Genomic DNA, 18712 nt, shown 5'->3' with positions numbered 1-18712 from the left:
CCCGGACGCGGCCGCCGGTCGTCGGCCACCGCGTCCGGGATCCGGTCACAGGTGGTCCCGGGGCACCGTCTCCCGCCACTGCCGGGAGAAGATCCTTTCGTCGTTCTCGAAGGCGTCCAGGGTCGCGTACACACGGAAGTCGGTCTCCGTGCACTCCAGCGTCGTGTGGGTCTCGGTCCGGGTACGCCAGTCCCCGCGGGCGAAGCGGACCGTCCACGTCGACTGTCCGCGCGCGGAGGTGAAGTCGCCGGCCACGGACTCGTAGAGCTCGTAGGCGCGCCGTCCGACGTCCAGGTCGATGTCGTCGAAGTGCAGGATGCCCCCGTCCTTGACGATCTCCAGCGAGGAGTGGGTGTCCACCAGGTCGCGGTGGACGGTCCAGCGGTGCTCCGGCTTCTCCCTGCGCGTGGTGGAGATCTCCGGCGTCGACTCCGGCTCCTCGAAGGGCTGCGGATCGGACTCGTCGGTCTCGGGGCGCGGGCGCACCGGCAGGATCAGGTTGCTGTTCTGCGGGTGCACCGTCAGCATCACCGGACGCGGCGGCGGCCAGGCCAGCGGCCAGTAGGAGGTGGAGAGCGACAACCGGATCCGGTGGCCGGCCGGGAACACCTGCGCGACGCCGTTCATCGTCAGCCTCACCCGGTGGATCTCGCCCGGCTCCATGATCTCGGGGTGCTCGTGCCCGTTGCGGTGGGTGAGGTTGAGCAGCCCGTAGGTCACGCGCGTGGCGCTGCCCTCGGGGTCGACGTCGACCAGCCTGGCCGCGATCATGGCCACGGGCTCGGTGACCGAGACCTCCAGTTCGACCGCGGCGGAGCCCAGGATCTCCACGTCCTCCGACAGGACGTCGCTGTCGAAGACCAGGGAGCCGCCGTCCTCCTCGCGCTGGTCGTAGGGCAGGTCGGGCGGAGCGTTGTAGGAGGCCCACTTGCCCGCGAACTGGCCCACGGTCAGCGGGGACCGCAGGGTCAGTGACTCGCTCTCGATCTTCTCCCCGGGGAGGCCCATCCTGTACTTGGCCAGGGGGTAGGGGGTGTACTTCACGTTCGGCGAGGGCCACTCGTCCTCGCTCACCCACCGGCCGGGACGCTCGTGGTAGGAGGTGGAGGGCGGAACGCTGTTCTGCATCCACGCCCAGAGGACCGGGCCCTTGTCGACGCCGTTGTCCACGCCCTTGAGCCAGTGGTCCAGCCAGCGCACGACTTCCTGGAGGTAGCCGATCGCCGGGCCCGGGTAGCCCATGTGCGGGTAGCGGTGCGACCAGGGGCCGACCAGACCCTTGGCGGGGGCCTTCAGGGCCCACAGGAGCCGCAGGACGGCGTTGGAGTAGCCGTCGGCCCACCCGCTGGAGGCCAGGACGGGGCAGCGCACCTCGGAGTAGTCCTCCGACACCGACGCGTGTCGCCAGTAGTCGTCGCGGTGCTGGTGGCGCAGCCACTCCAGCACCCACGGCTTGCTGGCGTCCAGCCGCTCGTGCCACATCCGCCGCCACTCCTCGCCGACGATGACCGGGTCGGGGGGCAGGGTGGAGGCGGAGAACATCGTCCCCGCCTCGGCGAGGTTGTCCGAGAGCAGGCAGCCGCCCATGTAGTGGAAGTCGTCGCCGTAGCGGTCGTCGGTGAAGGAGCTGATGATGATGGTGCCGAGGCTGGGCGGCTGCCGCGCCGCCACCTGAAGGGCGGCGAATGCGCCCCAGGACAGCCCCAGCATGCTGGTGCTGCCGTCGCACCAGGGCTGTTCGGCCAGCCAGGCCAGGATCTCCTCGGCGTCCTGCTGCTCGCGTTCCAGGTACTCGTCGGTGAGCACGCCCTCGGAGTCACCGGTTCCGCGCAGGTCCACGCGGACGCAGGCGTAGCCGTGCCCGGCGATGTAGGGGTGGTGCATGGAGTCACGCACGGCCGTCAGGTCGCGCCTGCGGTAGGGGATGTACTCCAGCACCGCCGGTACCGGTGTCGCGTCCGAGGAGGTGGGACGCCACACCTTGGCGGCCAGCCGCACGCCGTCCGACATGGGGATCCACAGGTGTTCGTCGGTGTGAAGGGCGTGCGGCAGGTTCTTGACCACGTGCATGGACGGGGGCCTCCCTTCGGTGCTGGCTTCAGTGCTGGACGGTCCTGGCGGGGGAGTCGCCCTCCTCGAAGAACTCGAACCGCATCTCCTCCACGCAGCGCTCGTACTTGGCGCGCATCTCGGTGTCGTCCTCGGCGCCGATGGTGATCTTGGCGAGCTCGTAGCTGTAGCTGTCCTGGAAGGCCATCTCCGAGAGGCGTTCACCCTGCTCGGGCACGATCTCGTCGATGCTCAGGCCGGGCAGGGACTCCTCGATCTCGGCGGTCTCCTCCGGGGTGGGCACGCGCACGACGACGGCGTCGTCGAACCTGCGGTAGTACCACTCCGCGGCCACGTTGAACTCGCCGTGCATGTCGTCGGGCAGGCGCGGGTCCTGCCCGAGGGCCAGCCGGAGCATGCGCTCGTGGTTGGAGACCCCGTCCACCAGTTCGAAGAGCCTCGCGTGGGACTGGGAGTGGCGGGTGTTGACCTCCAGGAGGTTGAGGCCCTCCTCGACCGGGTCGTAGAAGAACTCGATGCTGAAGGTGGCGTTGTCCATCCCGGACTTCCCGATGACCTTGACGGCGACGTCGCGCATCCGCTCGCGCACCTCCTCGGGCAGTTCCGAGGGGTACTGGTGCCGCAGGAACACCGGGCTGGCGGGGTAGTCGACCGAGTCCAGGGAGCCGTAGACCACGATCTCGCCCTTGTACACGTAACCCTCGACCGCGGCCTGCACGCCGTGCATGGCGGCCTCGGCCAGGCAGGTGCGCCCGCCCACGGAGGAGATCTCCGGGGGAAGGTCCACCCGGTCCAGGATCTGCTCGAAGGGCCGCCCGATCGTGTCGATGCCCTCGCGCAGCTTCTCCACGGCCTCGTAGAAATCCTCGTCGCTCTCGACGCGGAAGGCCAGCAGGGAGGAGGCCGACTTCACCGGCTTGAGCCACATCGGATAGCCGGGGCTCTCGGGGGGCTTGACGTTCTCGTCGTTGAGGTCGACCAGGGCGAAGGGCGGGTGCTCGTCGATGACCTCGCTCTGCAGCAGCCTGCTCCAGTACTTGTGCTCGCACTTGACGAAGGACTCCAGTGACGCCGAGGGCAGGCCGCGGCTGGAGCACAGGATGGGCACGAGCAGGGTCACGGGGAAGTCCCAGTAGCCGACGATCGCGTCGACGGAGCCGTCGAAGTCGTCCAGGATCCGCTCCGCCTTGGCCACCAGTGCGTTGATGTCCACCTCACCGGTCTGGAGCTCGTCCAGGTCCAGCAGTTGGTGGAACCGACACTGACGCCCCGTGGGGGTTCTGCGCAGGATCTCCAGGTTCCGTTCGTCCAGACCGACCACGAACACGTTCTTCACAGCTGCCTGCACCGCCTTCTCGTAATAGGACTGTGATCTTCAGGTGCGTACAGATGCGACTACCCGTGATCGCTGCTCCAAACCGGAAGTGTTTCGTCCCACAGGGCGGAGGTACTGGTCAGCGCGGTGGCCACTGGAAGGGGGCCCGTACGACCTGGGACGACACCCTCGGAGCGCCCTCCCGGCTCCTGGCGGGAGAGTCCCGACGGGCCTGTCCGGAGTCCCCTCGGCTCCTGCCGGGAGGACCCCGTCGGGTCCCCTCCGGGGCGGCCCGTGCCGGCCCTTCCGGCCGGTGCCGACCGCCCGGAGGGCGCCGGCGCGGGCGGGTCGGGCCGCCCCGGCACGGGTCAGTCCGCGCGGGCGTACTCGTCGATCTCGGCCAGCTCCTTCGCGTCGAACTCCAGGTTGCCGACCGCCGCCACGTTGTCCTCCAGCTGGGAGACGCTGCTCGCGCCGATCACCGCCGAGGTCACCCGCTCGCCGCGCAGCACCCAGGCCAGCGCCATCTGGGCCAGCGACTGCCCGCGGCGCTCGGCGACGGCGTTGAGCGCGCGCACCCGCCGCAGCACCTCCTCGGTGATGCCCTCGGCGGTCAGGAACGGGCTGCTCCCGGCCGCCCTCGAGCCCTCCGGCACGCCGTCGAGGTACCGGTCGGTCAGCAGCCCCTGCGACAGCGGGGAGTAGGCGATGGAGCCCGCGCCGACCTCGTCGAGGACGTCGAGCAGGCCGTCCTCCACCCACCGGTTGAACATCGAGTAGGAGGGCTGGTGGATGAGCATCGGCGTGCCCAGGTCGCGCAGGATGGCCGCGGCCTCGCGGGTCCGCTCGGGGGAGTAGTTGGACACGCCCGCGTACAGGGCCTTGCCCTGGCGCACCGCCGTGTCCAGCGCGCCCATGGACTCCTCCAGCGGGGTGTCGGGGTCGGGCCGGTGGTGGTAGAAGACGTCCACGTACTCCAGGCCCATGCGCTCCAGGCTCTGGTCCAGGCTGGCCAGCAGGTTCTTGCGCGAGCCCCACTCGCCGTAGGGGCCGGGCCACATCAGGAACCCGGCCTTGGTCGAGACCACGATCTCGTCGCGGTAGGGGCGCAGGTCGCGGGCCATGACCCGGCCGAAGTTCTCCTCGGCCGACCCGGGCGGGGGACCGTAGTTGTTGGCCAGGTCGAAGTGGGTCACACCCAGGTCGAACGCGCGCAGGATGATGTCGCTCTGGCTCTCGATGCCGCGGTCGTGGCCGAAGTTGTGCCACAGGCCCAGGGACAGGGCGGGCAGGCGCAGGCCGCTGCGGCCGCACCTGCGGTAGGGCATCGTCTCGTACCGCGTCGGGGCGGCGACGTAGGTCATCTGTCCTTCTCTCTCATGTGGCTGGGCGCTCGTCGGAGCGCGGACGGGGCGCTCTCCCCGCCGGGGCCGTGCGCCGGCCGGAGCCGCGCGGTCGCAGTATCCCGCGCGGGCGGCCCCCGCGGTGAACGGCGTGCGAGGCAACCAATCGGGCCGGGCCGGGCGGCGCGGCCCGGTCAACCGGCGTGCGGAGAGTACAGCGCGGAGAGGAAGCGCACCAGCAGGGCCTCGCGCACCGACGGTTCGAGGCCGTCCAGCACCGTGTTGACCACGGCCGTCCCCGAACCGCCGGGGCCCGACAGGTCCACCCCCACCGAGGCCAGCAGCTCCGCGAACCCCCGGTCGTCCAGGGAGGACAGGTCCAGCGCGGAGACCGCCTCGGCCAGGCCCTCGGGGACCCGCGGGCGCACGCCCCGCACCGCCGGGACCGCCTCGGCGAGCACCTCCAGCAGCGCCTCCACCCCCGCCAGCGACACCCCGGTCAGGGTCAGGTGCAGGTTGGCGGGGATCCCCGCGTAGGACAGCTGCGGCTGCAGGAACCAGCCCGACTCCGCGACCCTGTCGGCGAGCACGAACACGTCCACCTCGTCCGAGGCCAGCGCCACCAGCGGCGCGTCCGGGTCGCCCAGCACCCGCAGCCCGGGGATCCGCGCCACACCCTCACGCAGGCGGCGCGCGGCGGCCATCGCCTCCCGGGCCAGCTCCCGGTACCCCGAGGCGCCCAGCGCGTTCAGGGTGGCCCAGGCCCCGGCCAGCGGCCCGGCGCCCTTGCTGCTCTGCACGGTGGAGTTGACGACCGTGTACCCGGGCCAGTCGGCGCCGGCGTAGTAGGCGCCCCTGCGCAGCCGCCCGTCGGCGAACAGCACCACCGAGGCGCCCTTGGGCGTGTACCCGTACTTGTGCAGGTCGCAGGAGAGCGAGGTGACCCCGGGCACCGACAGGTCGAACGGGGGAGCCGAGCCCTCCTCCAGCCACGGCAGCACCCAGCCGCCCACGCAGGCGTCCACGTGGCAGAGCACGCCCCGCCCGGCGGCCAGCGCGGCGATCTCCGCCACCGGGTCGACCACGCCGTGCGGGTAGGACGGCGCCGACGCCACCACCATCACGGTGCGCGGTGTGAGGGCCCCGGCCACGGCTCCGGGGGCCGCGCGCAGGCTCTCGGGGTCCACCGGGACGGTCACCGGGTCCAGTCCCAGGTAGTGGCAGGCCTTGCGGAACGCCGGGTGCGCGGTCACCGGCAGGACGACCTCGCCGCGCCCCCGGGCGGGGCGGGTGTCGCGGGCGGCCTTGACCGCCAGCATGATCGACTCGGTGCCGCCGCTGGTGAAGATCCCGGGTGTGGACGCGTCACCGCCCAGGACGGAGGCGACCGCGCCCACCACCCACCGCTCCAGGGCCACGGTGCTCGGGAAGGCCGTGGGGTCCAGGCCGTTGACCTCGACCATCTCCATGTACGCGCGGTGCCCGGCCTCGCGCGCATCCGGCCGGCCCGGGTCGTACACGTAGGCGGCCACCCGCCCCTCGCGCACGGGCAGGTCGCCCTCCCGGAGGCGGGAGAGTTCGGCGAGCAGGTCGTCGGTGGAGCGTCCGGACTCGGGTAGCGGCTCAGGTGGCACTGCGGTCTCCGGGGTCGGTGTCGGGTGCGGCGCCGGGGTCGGTGCCGGTGTGTTCGAGGGGGCGGTCGTCCAGGCGCCCGCGGCGGAGGGCGAGCAGCGGCGGCAGGCTCGCCAGGAACAATGCGGCGGGCAGCAGGCTGAACCCCGCGCCGATGCCGGCCAGGGCGCTGTCGGGCTGGGCCACCGCCGCCGACGCCTCGGCGGAGCGGAACGCCGTCAGGCCCAGCACCGCCGCGAACAGTCCCGGCCCCAGCGCCATCGCTCCGGTCTCCAGGCCCGTCCACATCCCGGTGAACGTGCCCGCCTGGGCCTGCCCGCTGCGCCCGGCGTCCTCGCGCACGGTCTCGGGGAGCAGCGACAGGGGCAGCAGCTGCAGGCCGGTGTAGCACAGGCCCACCAGGCCGGTCACCGCCAGCACGGGCACGGCCTGCTCGCTCAGCACCGCCGGGAGGAGCAGCAGGGCCGAGGCGGCTATCGCGGCCACCGCCGCCAGGTAGCAGCGCACCGTGCCGAACCGGCGTGCGGCGGCGGACCAGGCGGGGACCGCCACCAGGCTGGGACCGACCACGCACACGAACATGGCCGAGGTCAGCCCGTAGTCGTCCAGGAGGTGGGCGGCCACGTACGGGGCGGCGGCGAGCATCACCGACACCGCCAGGGCCTGGAGGGCGAAGGCGAGGGCCAGGCGGAAGAACGCCCGGTTGCCGCGCGCGGCGCGCAGGGCCGCCACGGGACCGAGCACGCGCGGTCCGGGACGGCTGACGATCCACCGGGTGCCGGCGGTGGAGGCCAGCAGCGCCGTGCCCAGCAGCAGGCCGATGGCCTCGCCCATCACCAGGTGGCCGGCGCGCCCGCCCCCGGCCGACTCCACCACCACCGGCGCCAGGCCGCCCGCCGCGAGGATGCCCAGGGTCAGGCACACCACCCGCCACGACATGGCGCGGGCGCGCTGGTCGCGGCGCGGGGAGATCTCCGCGGGCAGGGCGACGTAGGGAACCTGGAACAGGTTGAACGCCGTGGTGGCCAGCAAGAACGCGCAGCCCACCCACACCGCCGACCACACGGGGGCCGACACGGGCGCGGCGAACATGGCGGCGAACAGCACCGGCAGGGTGAGCGCGCCGGTGAGCATGAGCCGGGTCCGGCGGCCGGTGCGCGCGGCCTCGCGGTCGCTGGCCACCCCGATCACGGGGTCGGCCAGCATGTCCCAGACCTTGGGCAGGACCAGTACCAGTCCGGCCGGCCCGGCGGGGACACCCAGGACGTCGGTGAGGTAGTAGAGCAGCAGCAGGCCGGGCAGGGCGGAGAAGACGCCGGTGCCCACCGAACCCGCCCCGTACCCCAGGAGTCGTGCACGTGTCAGCGGCGGGGTCACGGGAGGAGCCGTGTGAGGTGAGGGGAGGTTGTGACGGGAGGGGGTGTGGTGGGGGAGGGGCCGTGGCGCCCGACGGGAGCGCGCCCGGCGTACTGGGGGAGGGCCACGCGCCGACGTTACTCCGAAGGGACGGGCGCATCAACGGCCCACCCGCCGCCCAGAGGTGTTCGGATCGTCCTCGAAAGCCGGTTCCACCTGCTGTTTCGTGTCCAGGCTCCCGGGTAGCTGTGCCCCTACACCCCATCGTCGTACGGAGCAGAAGGGGAGGGAGCGCCGATGCACGAGACCACGCCCCCGATCGAGGGATACGAGGGACTCCCGGTCGGGACGCTCCAGCACCGCGTCCGCTCACTCGACACCGAGCAGATGCGGCAGCTGATCGACTACGAGGAGAGCCACGCCAACCGGGCCGGGGTCCTGGAGATCCTGCGCCACCGGCTCCACGACCTGGAGGAGGGCGCCGAGCCCTCCGGAGGTGCACAGGACTTCCAGCCCGAGCGGCCCGGCCCGCCGACCGGCGGCTCACCGGTGGGCACGGACACCGCGGCCCCCGCGTCGAGCCCGCCGCCGCAGGGCGTTCCCAACCAGCCCGCCAAGCCCAAGGGCGACCAGCAGTGAGGCGGCCCGCCCCGCTCCGCGGGGGTGGGAGGCCGTATCCGCCGTAGCGCCCCGCGTGCGCGGGTGACGGGGAGGGGCCGTCCCCGACGGGTCCTCCACCGCACCGCCGCGGGGCTGCGGCAGCGCCAGAAGGGGGAAGCACCATGCAGCACGACACCTTCATCGGGCAGGTCCAGGCACGCGCCCGCCTGGGCAGCCGCGGTGCCGCGGAGGAGGCCGCGAGGGCGACGCTGGAGACCCTCGCCGAACGGGTCGACCCCGGCCTCGGCGACGACCTCGCCGCGCAGCTGCCGCGTGAGATCGGGGAGAACATGCGCCGGGTGACCCGGCAGACGGAGCAGGGGCCGGGCGCCGAGGGCTTCGACCAGCAGGAGTTCCTCAGCAGGGTGGCGCAGCGGGCGCACAGCGACCCGCCGGAGGCCGAGCAGAGCACCCACGCCGTGTTCGAGGTGCTCGACGAGGCCACCACCGGGGGAGTCATGGACAGGGTTCGCCAGGCCCTGCCGGAGGACCTGCGGCGGTTCAGCCTCCAGGGCGGACGGCGCTGAGAACCCCCGGGACCGCGACCCCGGCGCGGAACCGGGTTGGGGAGGTGTCCCCCGGGCGCGTACGCCCGCCCGGGGGCGCCCCGACCGCGACACCGGGATGCACCCATGTGCGGCCGCCCCCGCCGTTTTCGGCTCCCCCGCCCCGGGTAGCCGTACACCCGCACATCCCTCCAGGACCGTTCTTCCGACGAACAGGGAGTGACATGGTGGCGACACCTACCGCGTACCGGGCCTTGGACCACGACGGACGGAGCGGCCGGTGATGCGAGGCAAGACACCCCTGGCCCTGACCGCCGCGGGCTGGGCGGTGTCCAGACTCCGGAACAGGAACGAACCCGAACCCGTGCGCCGCCGCCGCGGCGGCGCGGCCTCCTGGGCCGTGGCCGGTGCCGTCCTGGGCGTCGGCGCCGCGGCGCTGCGCGGGAGGCGGCGCGTCACCCGGCTGCCCGGTAAGGTCGCGCTGGTCACCGGCGGCTCCCGCGGGCTCGGGCTCCAGATGGCCCGCGAGTTCGGCTCGCGCGGCGCGTCCGTCGTGGTCTGCGCGCGCGACCGGGACGGACTCGACCGGGCGCTGACCGACCTGGAGGGCCGGGGCGTGCGCGTGCACGGCGTCCAGTGCGACATCCGCGACCCCGACCAGGCCGAGAACCTGGTGGAGGAGGCCGTCGGAGCCTTCGGGCGCCTGGACTTCGTCGTCAACAACGCGGGGATCATCCAGGTCGGACCGCACGAGACGCTCTCCGAGAGCCGATTCCGGGACGCCATGGAGACGATGTTCTGGGCGCCGCTGCGCATCTCCCGGGCCGCACTCGGCCCCCTGGGCGAGACGGGCGGCTCGCTGGTCAACATCACCTCCATCGGCGGCCACCTGAGCGTGCCGCACCTGCTGCCCTACTCCTGCGCGAAGTTCGCCGAGGTCGGGCTGTCGGAGGGGCTGGGCGCCGAGGTCGCGAGCCGGGGCGTGCGGGTCACCACCGTGGTCCCGGGCCTGATGCGCACCGGATCCCACAAGGCCGCCGTGTTCTCGGGTCGGCCCGAGCGCGAGTACACCTGGTTCTCCCTGGGCGCCGGGCTGCCCCTGGTCTCGGTGAACGCCGAGCGCGCGGCCCACCGGATCGTGGAGGCGGCGGCCCGGGGGCACAGCTACCTCGTGCTCACCCCGCTGGCCAGGATGGTCATCGTCTCCCGGGGCCTGTGCCCCTCCTTCGTCCAGGGCGTGACGCGCGTCATGGACAGGGTGCTGCCCGGACCGTCCGGGCACGCGCAGGAGCGGACCGGAGGCGAGGCGGACGACGACGCCGTCAACCGCGCGCTGAAACTGCCCACGGCGCTCAACGAGGACGCCGCCCAGCGCCTCAACCAGGGACCCGGCGGCGAGGGACCGCCCAAGCAGGAGCCCCGCGGGGAGGGACCGGAGGCGCCGGGCCGGTGACCGGCGCGAGGCGGCGCGGAAGATACGCAGACAGCGGCGATCGGGGGTTGCGACGTGACGCGTTTCGGATACTTTCTCGCCTGTGAGGAGCACGGCCCCGGGGAGCTGGTCCGCCAGGCCCGGCTCGCGGAGGAGGCGGGGTTCGACGCCCTGTGGATCTCCGACCACTACCACCCGTGGCTGGACTCCCAGGGGCAGAGCCCGTTCGTGTGGTCGGTGATCGGCGCGATCGGGCAGGTGACGTCCCTGCCGATCACCACCGCGGTGACCTGCCCGACCACGCGCGTACATCCGGCGGTGGTCGCGCAGGCGGCCGCGACCTCGGCGGAGATGGTCAGGGGCGGGTTCACCCTGGGTGTGGGCACCGGCGAGGCGCTCAACGAGCACATCCTCGGCCAGCCCTGGCCGCCGGTCTCCCGGCGCCTGTCGATGCTGGAGGAGGCCATCGAGGTGATGCGCAAGCTGTGGACCGGCAAGCTCGTCACCCACCGGGGCGAGTACTACGAGGTCGACACCGCCCGCCTGTACACGCTGCCGGAGGAACCGCCGAGGATCTACATGTCCGCGTTCGGCCCCAAGGCGACCAGGCTGGCCGCACGCGAGACCGACGGCCTGATCCAGGTGGCGCCCAGCGGCGAGACCATCGAGACCTTCCGCGCCGAGGGCGGCGCCGGCAAGCCGGTCCAGGGCGGGCTCAAGGTCTGCTGGGCCCGGAGCGAGGAGGAGGCCCGGCGCGTGGCGTACGAGAGGTGGCCCACCGAGGCGCTGGCGGGCGAGGCCCCCCAGCTGCTCCCGCTGCCGCGCCACTTCGAGCAGCTCACCGAGAGCCTGGTCACCCCGGAGATGGTGGCCGACGAGGTCGCCTGTGGTCCCGACCCCGAGGTGCACGTGGCGGCGGTCAGACCGTACCTGGAGACGGGGGTGGACGAGGTCTACGTCTGCCAGGTCGGTGACGACCAGGAGGGGTTCTTCGAGTTCTACGCGAACGAGGTCCTGCCCCGGCTCAGGGCCGGGACCTGAACCGGAAGGGGCGGTGCGCGGCCTCCCGAGCGCCGCCCCGGCGAGGAGGAGAACATGAGCACCCGTACCCGTGACGGAACCCTGCGCGAGCCCGATCCGATGCCGCCGGACCCGTTCCCCCCGACCCCGATGCCGGACCCTCCGCCGCAGCCGGAACCGGAGCCCGAACCGCCCGGCCGGGGCCCCTTCCCCGAACCGCCCGGTCCGGAGCCCGAGCCGGAACCCGTCTGAGGACACCGCCGGGAGCACCCGTGCGCAAGGGAGCATGGGACGCACCGTGACCCGTGCGTCCCGCGGAACCCGTGTGTCCGACGGGGCCCGAAGCCCGTCTCCCCCTTTCCTTTCCCTCCTCCGCGTCCGCCCGGCCCCCACCGCCCGCCGACGGAGCCGGCCCCGCCACGAGCGGGGCGGATTCGTTCCGTAGGGGGTATTGCCCTCCGTGTGGCGGCGGGCCTACGTTGCCAGGAAAAGAAAAGGCTCCTTCCGGTTCGGTCCGGCCCTCGTGCGCGGTACCGAGCCGCCACCCGCTGGAGGAAGAACCGTGGCGCCACCCCCGCCCTCCGCCCGAGGCCGCGTCCTGGCCGCGGCCGCCCTCGTGGGCGCGCTCCTCACCACCCCCTCCCTCGCCGCTCCCGCGGCCGCACAGGGCCCGACCGAGGCCCCTTCCGGCTCCGCGGGGACCGGTGAGGCCGCCCGGGAGGCCGCGGCCGGCCCGGTGGGGGAGCACGGCCGGCTACGGGTCTGCGGACTCAAGCTCTGCGACGAGAGCGGCGACACCGTCCAGCTCACCGGGATGAGCTCCCACGGCCTGCAGTGGTACGGCGACTGCCTCACCGACGGATCCCTGGACGCGCTCGCCCACGACTGGAACGCCGACGTGCTGCGCGTGTCCATGTACGTCCAGGAGGGCGGCTACGAGACCGACCCGCGCGGCTTCACCGACCGGGTCCACGAGCTCATCGAGGAGGGCACCGAGCGCGGCATGTACGTCATCGTCGACTGGCACATGCTCACGCCCGGCGATCCCAACCACAACACCGATCTGGCGCGCACCTTCTTCACCGAGGTCGCGGCCGCCCACGCCGACAAGGACAACGTCCTGTACGAGATCGCCAACGAGCCCAACCACGTCTCCTGGGGCGCGATCAAGGGCTACGCCGAGGAGATCATCCCGGTCGTGCGCGCCGAGGACCCCGACGCCGTCGTCCTCGTCGGGACCCGGGGCTGGTCCTCCCTGGGCCTGTCCGACGGCTCCGACCACACCGAGATCACCGCGGACCCGGTCGACGCCGACAACATCATGTACGTCTTCCACTTCTACGCGGCCACACACGGCGACTCCCACCGGGAGGGCCTGCGGGCCGCGGCACGGGAGCTGCCGCTGTTCGTCACCGAGTTCGGCACCCAGGAGGCCAGCGGGGACGGGCCGAACGACTTCGCCTCCGCCCAGGCCTACCTCGACCTCATGGCCGAGGAGCAGATCAGCTGGGTGAACTGGAACTTCTCCGACGACTTCCGCTCCGGGGCCGTCTTCGAGCCCGGCACCTGCGCCGCGGACGGCCCCTGGACCGGGACGGACGCGCTCAAGCCCGCGGGGGAGTGGATCCGCGACCGTGTCCGCGAGAGCGGGGACGCGCCCACCGATCCGACCGACCCGACCGACCCGACCGACCCGGAGGGGTGCGAGGCCCCGGCCTGGTCCTCGGGACAGGTGTACACCGGCGGGGACCGGGTCGGCCACGGCGGACGCCTGTACGAGGCCCAGTGGTGGACCCGGGGCGAGGAGCCGGGCACCACGGGCGAGTGGGGCGTCTGGCGCGACGTCGGGGCCTGCTGACCGGCCGGGGCGGGCCGACCGGCCCGCCCCGCACCGCCCGCCCCGCGGGGAGCGGGGCGCCGACCCCCGGTTCAGAACGAGGGCACGGTGGAGATCCGCAGCTCCCCGGTGTCGTCCACGTCCACCAGCACGTGGTCGCCCGCCACGATCTGCTGGTCCAGCACCATGCGCGAGAGCCGGTTGCCGACCTCGCGCTGGATCGTGCGCGCCATCGGACGGGCGCCGTAGGTGGGCTGGTAGCCGCGCTCGGACAGCCACCCCACCGCCTCGTCGGTGAACCGCACGGTGATGTCCTGCGCGCGCAGCCGCCTCTCGGTGCGCTCCAGCATCAGCCGGGTGATCCGGCCCAGCTCCTCCTCGCCCAGCTGCTTGAAGACGATGACCTCGTCGATGCGGTTGATGAACTCGGGGCGGAACTCCTCCCGCAGCCGCCGCATCACCCGCTGCTCGGTGTCGGGGTCCACCTGGCCGCCGCTGGTGAATCCCATCGGGCCGCCGCCGGTGATCACCTCCGACCCCAGGTTGCTGGTCATGATGACCACCGTGTTGCGAAAGTCCACCGTGCGGCCCTGGCCGTCGGTCAGGCGCCCGTCGTCCAGCAGCTGCAGCAGCAGGTTGAACACGTCCTGGTGGGCCTTCTCGACCTCGTCCAGCAGCAGTACCGAGTACGGGTGGCGGCGCACGGCCTCGGTGAGCTGGCCCGCCTCCTCGTAGCCCACGAACCCGGGGGGAGCGCCCGTCAGGCGGCTGGTGGTGTGCCGCTCCTGGAACTCGCTCATGTCGATGCGGATCATGGACTCCTCGGAGCCGAACAGGGCCTCGGCCAGCGCCCGCGCCAGCTCCGTCTTGCCCACACCGGTCGGCCCGAGGAAGAGGAAGCTGCCCACCGGCCGGTCGGGGTCGCCCAGGCCGGCCCGCGAGCGGCGGATCGCCTCCGCGACGGCCGTGACCGCCTCGTCCTGGCCGATCACCCGCTCGTGCAGCACCTCCTCCAGGTTGACCAGCCGGTCCCGCTCCTCCTGGGTGAGCTGGGTGACCGGGATGCCGGTGCTGCGGGAGACCACCTCGGCGATGTCGGCACCGGTCACCTCCGGTACCGCCGAACCGGTGCCGCGCGCCTGGTGGATCGCCCCCTTGGCCTCGGCGATCTCGTCGCGCAGCGCGGAGGCGCGCTCGTAGTCCTCCTCCTGGACCGCCTTCTCCTTCTCCTTCTCCAGGCCCTTGAGCCTGCCCTCCAGCTCACGGAGCGAGGAACTGGAGCTCTTCAACCGCAGGCGCACCCGCGCGCCCGCCTGGTCGACGAGGTCGATGGCCTTGTCCGGCAGGAACCGGTCGGTGATGTAGCGGTCCGACAGCTCGGCCGCCGACACCAGGCTCTCGTCGCTGAACCTCACCTGGTGGTGGGCCTCGTAGCGGTCGCGCAGCCCGCGCAGGATCTCGACGGTGTCCTCCACCGACGGCTCGGGCACCAGGATCGGCTGGAAGCGGCGCTCCAGCGCCGCGTCCTTCTCGACGTTCTTGCGGTACTCGTCCACGGTGGTCGCGCCGATGATGTGCAGCTCCCCGCGGGCCAGGGCGGGCTTGAGCATGTTCCCGGCGCTCGTGGAGCCCTCGGCGGCACCGGCGCCGACGATGGTGTGGAGCTCGTCGATGAAGACGAGCAGGTGGTCGGACTGGTCGCGGATCTCGTCCACGATCTTGTTCAGGCGCTCCTCGAAGTCGCCCCGGTAGCGCGTGCCCGCCACGACCCCGGACAGGTCGAGCTGGACCAGGCGGCGTCCGCGCAGGTTCTCGGGGGCGTCGTCGTCGAAGATGCGCTGGGCGATGCCCTCCACGATCGCGGTCTTGCCCACGCCCGGGTCGCCGATGAGGACCGGGTTGTTCTTGCGGCGCCGGGCCAGCACCTCGATGCACTGCTCGACCTCGTCGTCGCGGCCGACCACCGGGTCCAGGCGGCCCTCGCGGGCCATCTCGGTCATGTCGGTGCCGAACTCGTCCAGGGTCGGGGTGGGCGACGGCTCCTCCTCGGCCTGTCCGGCGGAGGACGGGGTCCCGGCCGCCTTCTGCAGGGACTGGGGGGTGACCCCCGAGCTGTGCAGGAGCTGGCCGACGGCGCTGTCGGTGTTGACCGCCAGGGCGAAGAGCAGGTGCTCGGGCGTGATGCTGGAGCTGCCCGTGGCCCGCGCGATCTGCAGGGCGTCGAGCAGGGCGCGCTTGGCGGCGGGCGTGAGCCGGGCCGAACCGCGCACCGACCTCGGGGCCTGGGAGACCGCGTGGTCGATGATGTCGATGATCTGACGGGTGTCGGATCCGGCGTGCTCCAGCAGTTCCCGCGTGGGCGGGTGCCGCAGCAGCGACCACAGCAGGTGGACCGTGTCGACGTCGGCGCCGCCGGTCTCCAGGGCGCTGCGTACCGCGGCGTCGGCCACCTGCTGGGCCTCGGGGCTCATGAGCTTGGACAGGTCCACGCGGCGGACCGGCCCCCGTGCCCCCAGGAAGCGCGCCAGGAACTCGTCGAACGACCCCGGGTCGCCGCCGCGGTCTTCGGGAAGGTCGTGTGTCATCTCGTCTCGTCCCCCGTGCGTTCTGTAGTGGCCTTTTCACCCTAAGCGAATGGCCGTGGATCGGCCGGTAACGGATCCCGGTGTGGGGGGCCGAACGTGCGCGAGGGCCGCGGCCCGCCCGCACCGGGGCTCGCGTCGGGGGAGCCCGCGCCGGGCCGGGACCCCGTCCCGGCCCGCTACCCCGGTCCGGCGCGGGATAACACGGGGCGGCGGGGTGGGCCGGCGGGGTTGGCCGGCGGGCAAGGGATGTCCATCATGTGAGAAGCGCTGGTCACCTGCTGATACGGAGTGTTAATCTCGTCCCATGACCACGCTCATCCGACGACCCCACGTCGACCGTGCGCGGGTGGTCGGTGTGCCCTGGAGGCCCTGACCCTCCGGTGGGCGGCGGGGGCCGTCCACCGTCCCGGAGCCCCGCTCCTTCGATCCGACACCAGACAGAGGTTGAGCCATGACCACCGACGCCACGCCCGAACAGGCCTGGTCCTTCGAGACCCGGCAGATCCACGCCGGGGCCGCGCCCGACCCCGCCACCAACGCCCGGGCCACGCCCATCTACCAGACGACCTCCTACGTCTTCCGCGACACCCAGCACGGCGCCGACCTCTTCAGCCTCGCCGAGCCGGGCAACATCTACACACGGATCATGAACCCGACGCAGGACGTCCTGGAGCAGCGCCTGGCCGCACTGGAGGGTGGCGCCGCGGCCGTCGCCTTCGCCTCGGGGGCCGCCGCTGTCACCGCCGCCGTGCTCAACCTGGTCGGCGCGGGCGGCCACGCCGTCGCGAGCCCCCTGCTCTACGGCGGCACCTATAACCTCTTCCGCTACACGCTGCCCAGGCTCGGTATCGAGGTCAGCTTCGTCGAGGACCAGAACGACCCCGAGGCCTGGCGCGCGGCCACCCGCCCCGAGACGGGGTTCTACTTCGCCGAGACCCTCGCCAACCCCGGCGGCAACGTCCTGGACGTGCGCGCCGTCGCCGACACCGCGCACGCCGAGGGCGTGCCGCTCATCGTCGACAACACCGTGCCCACGCCCTACCTGCTGCGGCCCATCGAGCACGGCGCCGACATCGTCGTGCACTCGGCCACCAAGTACCTCGGCGGACACGGCACCACCGTCGCCGGGGCGGTCGTGGACGCGGGCACCTTCGACTTCGGCGCCCACGGCGACCGGTTCCCCGGCTTCGTCGAGCCCGACCCCAGCTACCACGGCCTCAAGTACTGGGAGGCCCTCGGCCCGGGCGCCTACGCGGCGAAGCTGCGCGTGCAGCTGCTGCGCGACACCGGTGCCGCCATCGCCCCGCTCAACAGCTTCCTCATCCTCCAGGGCATCGAGACCCTGTCGCTGCGTATGGAGCGCCACGTCGCCAACGCCCAGGCCCTCGCCGAGTGGCTGGAGTCGCGAGACGAGGTCGAGAGGGTCTACTACGCGGGCCTGCCCTCCAACCCCTCCCACGAGCAGGCGCGTCGGTACCTGCCCGGGGGCGCGGGCGCCGTCGTCTCCTTCGACCTGCACGGCGGCGTCGACGCCGGACGGGCCTTCGTGGACGGTACCGAGCTGTTCAGCCAGCTGGTCAACATCGGCGATGTGCGCAGTCTCATCGTCCACCCCGCCAGCACCACGCACGGCCAGCTCTCCCCCGAGGAGCAGGCCGGCGCCGGAGTCACCCCAGGGCTGATCCGCCTCGCGGTCGGCCTGGAGCACGTGGACGACCTCAAGGCCGACCTGGAGCTGGGCTTCCAGGCCGCGAAGGCGCACCAGTGACCGAGGCCCCCAGCCGTTCCGCCGCCGGTGGGTGGCGGGACGGCGACCCCGTCGGCGAACGGCTCTGGGTCGAGCGGGACACGCCCCTGGAGCTGGAGTCGGGGCGGCGCCTGCCCGGCGTGCGCATCGCCTACCAGACCTGGGGCAGGCCGAACGCGCACGGAACCAACGCGGTCCTCGTGCTGCATGCGCTCACCGGTGACTCCCACGTCACCGGTCCGGCGGGCCCCGGACACCCCAGCCCCGGCTGGTGGGAGGGGCTGGTCGGGCCGGGGCTGGCACTGGACACCGACAGGTTCTTCGTGGTGGCCCCCAACGTGCTGGGCGGCTGCCAGGGCAGTACCGGCCCCTCCTCGCCCGCGCCGGACGGGAGGGCCTGGGGGAGCCGGTTCCCGAGCGTCACCGTCCGCGACACGGTGCGCGCCGAGGAGGCGCTCGCCGATGCCTTGGGGATCGACGCCTGGGCGGCGGTGGTCGGCGGGTCCATGGGCGGCATGCGCGCTCTGGAGTGGGCCGCGACCTTCCCCGAGCGCGTCCGCCGGCTCCTGGTCCTGGCCTGCCCGGCGGCCACCGCCGCCTGGCAGATCGCCTGGGCCGCGCCCCAGCTGCACGCCATCCGCGCCGACCCGGACTGGTGCGGCGGCGACTACCACGGCACCGGCCGGTTCCCCAGCGCCGGGCTGGGCGTGGCGCGGCGGATCGCGCACGTCACCTACCGGGGCGCGGACGAGTTCGACGACCGGTTCGGCCGCCGCCCCCAAGACGGGGAGGACCCCGGCTCGGGCGGCCGTTTCGCGGTGGAGTCCTACCTCGACCACCACGCGCGGAAGCTGTCCCGCCGCTTCGACGCGGCCAGCTACGTGCTGCTGACCGAGGCGATGAACGGACACGACGTGGGGCGGGGACGCGGCGGCGCGGCCGAGGCCCTGCGCCGGCTGCCCGAGCGGACCATCGTGGCGGGGGTGAGCAGCGACCACCTCTACCCGCTGAGGCAGCAGGACGAGATCGCCCGCCACCTGTCGGTGCCCGGTCGGGCGCGGGTGATCACCTCGCCGCACGGCCACGACGGGTTCCTCGTCGAGGTCGACCAGGTGTCCGCCCTGGTCCGCGAACTCCTGGACGACCAGGACCGGCACGGACGCGGCGGGCCACACCCGGCCCCCCACCCGTGAGAGGCCGGGCGGGCGA

14 protein-coding genes are annotated in these 18712 nt (G+C 72.9%); 8 read left to right on the top strand and 6 right to left on the bottom strand.

The window, feature by feature from the left end:
• Window positions 1-45 precede the first annotated feature (45 nt).
• The 5 genes from A6A08_RS25395 to A6A08_RS25375 all read right to left on the bottom strand — a co-directional run bounded on the left by A6A08_RS25395 (window position 46) and on the right by A6A08_RS25375 (window position 7737).
• Window positions 46-2070, bottom strand: a complete 2025-nt coding sequence (locus A6A08_RS25395) for a CocE/NonD family hydrolase (RefSeq protein WP_073705172.1) — start codon at window positions 2068-2070, stop codon at window positions 46-48.
• Between the two features lie 28 nt (window positions 2071-2098).
• Window positions 2099-3418 (bottom strand): acetyl-CoA carboxylase biotin carboxylase subunit family protein, encoded by a 1320-nt coding sequence (locus A6A08_RS25390; protein WP_242422893.1) that lies wholly within the window; start codon window positions 3416-3418, stop codon window positions 2099-2101.
• A gap of 335 nt (window positions 3419-3753) precedes the next feature.
• Window positions 3754-4749, bottom strand: a complete 996-nt coding sequence (gene mgrA, locus A6A08_RS25385) for an L-glyceraldehyde 3-phosphate reductase (RefSeq protein WP_073705170.1) — start codon at window positions 4747-4749, stop codon at window positions 3754-3756.
• Between the two features lie 173 nt (window positions 4750-4922).
• A complete protein-coding gene (locus A6A08_RS25380) occupies window positions 4923-6362 on the bottom strand; it encodes an aminotransferase class V-fold PLP-dependent enzyme (protein ID WP_073705169.1) in 1440 nt (479 codons plus the stop codon).
• Entirely contained in the window at window positions 6352-7737 is a 1386-nt protein-coding gene (locus A6A08_RS25375) for an MFS transporter (RefSeq protein ID WP_073705168.1), read from the bottom strand. The genes A6A08_RS25380 and A6A08_RS25375 overlap by 11 nt, the downstream gene beginning before the upstream one ends.
• A 276-nt stretch (window positions 7738-8013) precedes the next feature.
• On the opposite strand from A6A08_RS25375, the gene A6A08_RS25370 reads away from it, so the two are divergent.
• From A6A08_RS25370 to A6A08_RS25350, 6 genes are all read left to right on the top strand, one after another.
• Entirely contained in the window at window positions 8014-8355 is a 342-nt protein-coding gene (locus tag A6A08_RS25370) for a hypothetical protein (RefSeq protein WP_073705167.1), read from the top strand.
• A gap of 143 nt (window positions 8356-8498) precedes the next feature.
• Entirely contained in the window at window positions 8499-8903 is a 405-nt protein-coding gene (locus tag A6A08_RS25365) for a DUF2267 domain-containing protein (protein ID WP_073705166.1), read from the top strand.
• A gap of 262 nt (window positions 8904-9165) precedes the next feature.
• Window positions 9166-10335, top strand: a complete 1170-nt coding sequence (locus tag A6A08_RS25360; RefSeq protein WP_083609276.1) for an SDR family oxidoreductase — start codon at window positions 9166-9168, stop codon at window positions 10333-10335.
• Between the two features lie 54 nt (window positions 10336-10389).
• Window positions 10390-11355 (top strand): LLM class F420-dependent oxidoreductase, encoded by a 966-nt coding sequence (locus A6A08_RS25355; RefSeq protein ID WP_073705164.1) that lies wholly within the window; start codon window positions 10390-10392, stop codon window positions 11353-11355.
• Between the two features lie 54 nt (window positions 11356-11409).
• Window positions 11410-11586: a hypothetical protein gene (locus A6A08_RS28385; protein WP_199867041.1), complete on the top strand. Its 177-nt coding sequence runs from the start codon at window positions 11410-11412 to the stop codon at window positions 11584-11586.
• Between the two features lie 310 nt (window positions 11587-11896).
• Window positions 11897-13192 carry a cellulase family glycosylhydrolase gene (locus A6A08_RS25350; protein ID WP_073705163.1) on the top strand — a complete coding sequence of 432 codons (1296 nt, stop codon included), beginning with the start codon at window positions 11897-11899 and terminating at the stop codon, window positions 13190-13192.
• Window positions 13193-13263: 71 nt separating this feature from the next.
• Here the strand turns inward: A6A08_RS25350 and A6A08_RS25345 are convergent, their stop codons facing one another.
• Window positions 13264-15756 (bottom strand): ATP-dependent Clp protease ATP-binding subunit, encoded by a 2493-nt coding sequence (locus A6A08_RS25345; RefSeq protein ID WP_073705162.1) that lies wholly within the window; start codon window positions 15754-15756, stop codon window positions 13264-13266.
• 451 nt (window positions 15757-16207) lie between these two features.
• On the opposite strand from A6A08_RS25345, the gene A6A08_RS25340 reads away from it, so the two are divergent.
• Together A6A08_RS25340 and A6A08_RS25335 are read left to right on the top strand one after the other, a co-directional pair.
• Complete coding sequence (locus A6A08_RS25340; protein WP_073705161.1) at window positions 16208-17524, top strand: bifunctional o-acetylhomoserine/o-acetylserine sulfhydrylase; 1317 nt, start codon at window positions 16208-16210, stop codon at window positions 17522-17524.
• On the top strand, window positions 17521-18696 hold the full coding sequence (locus A6A08_RS25335) for a homoserine O-acetyltransferase (RefSeq protein WP_073705160.1): 1176 nt from the start codon (window positions 17521-17523) through the stop codon (window positions 18694-18696). The genes A6A08_RS25340 and A6A08_RS25335 overlap by 4 nt, the downstream gene beginning before the upstream one ends.
• The last annotated feature ends 16 nt before the right edge of the window (window positions 18697-18712 follow it).

Origin of the sequence: Nocardiopsis sp. TSRI0078, from assembly GCF_001905145.1 — a bacterium.
Classification (GTDB): domain Bacteria; phylum Actinomycetota; class Actinomycetes; order Streptosporangiales; family Streptosporangiaceae; genus Nocardiopsis.
The sequence above is the reverse complement of the archived record's forward strand: the minus strand, read 5'-3'. Positions and strand labels throughout refer to the sequence as shown.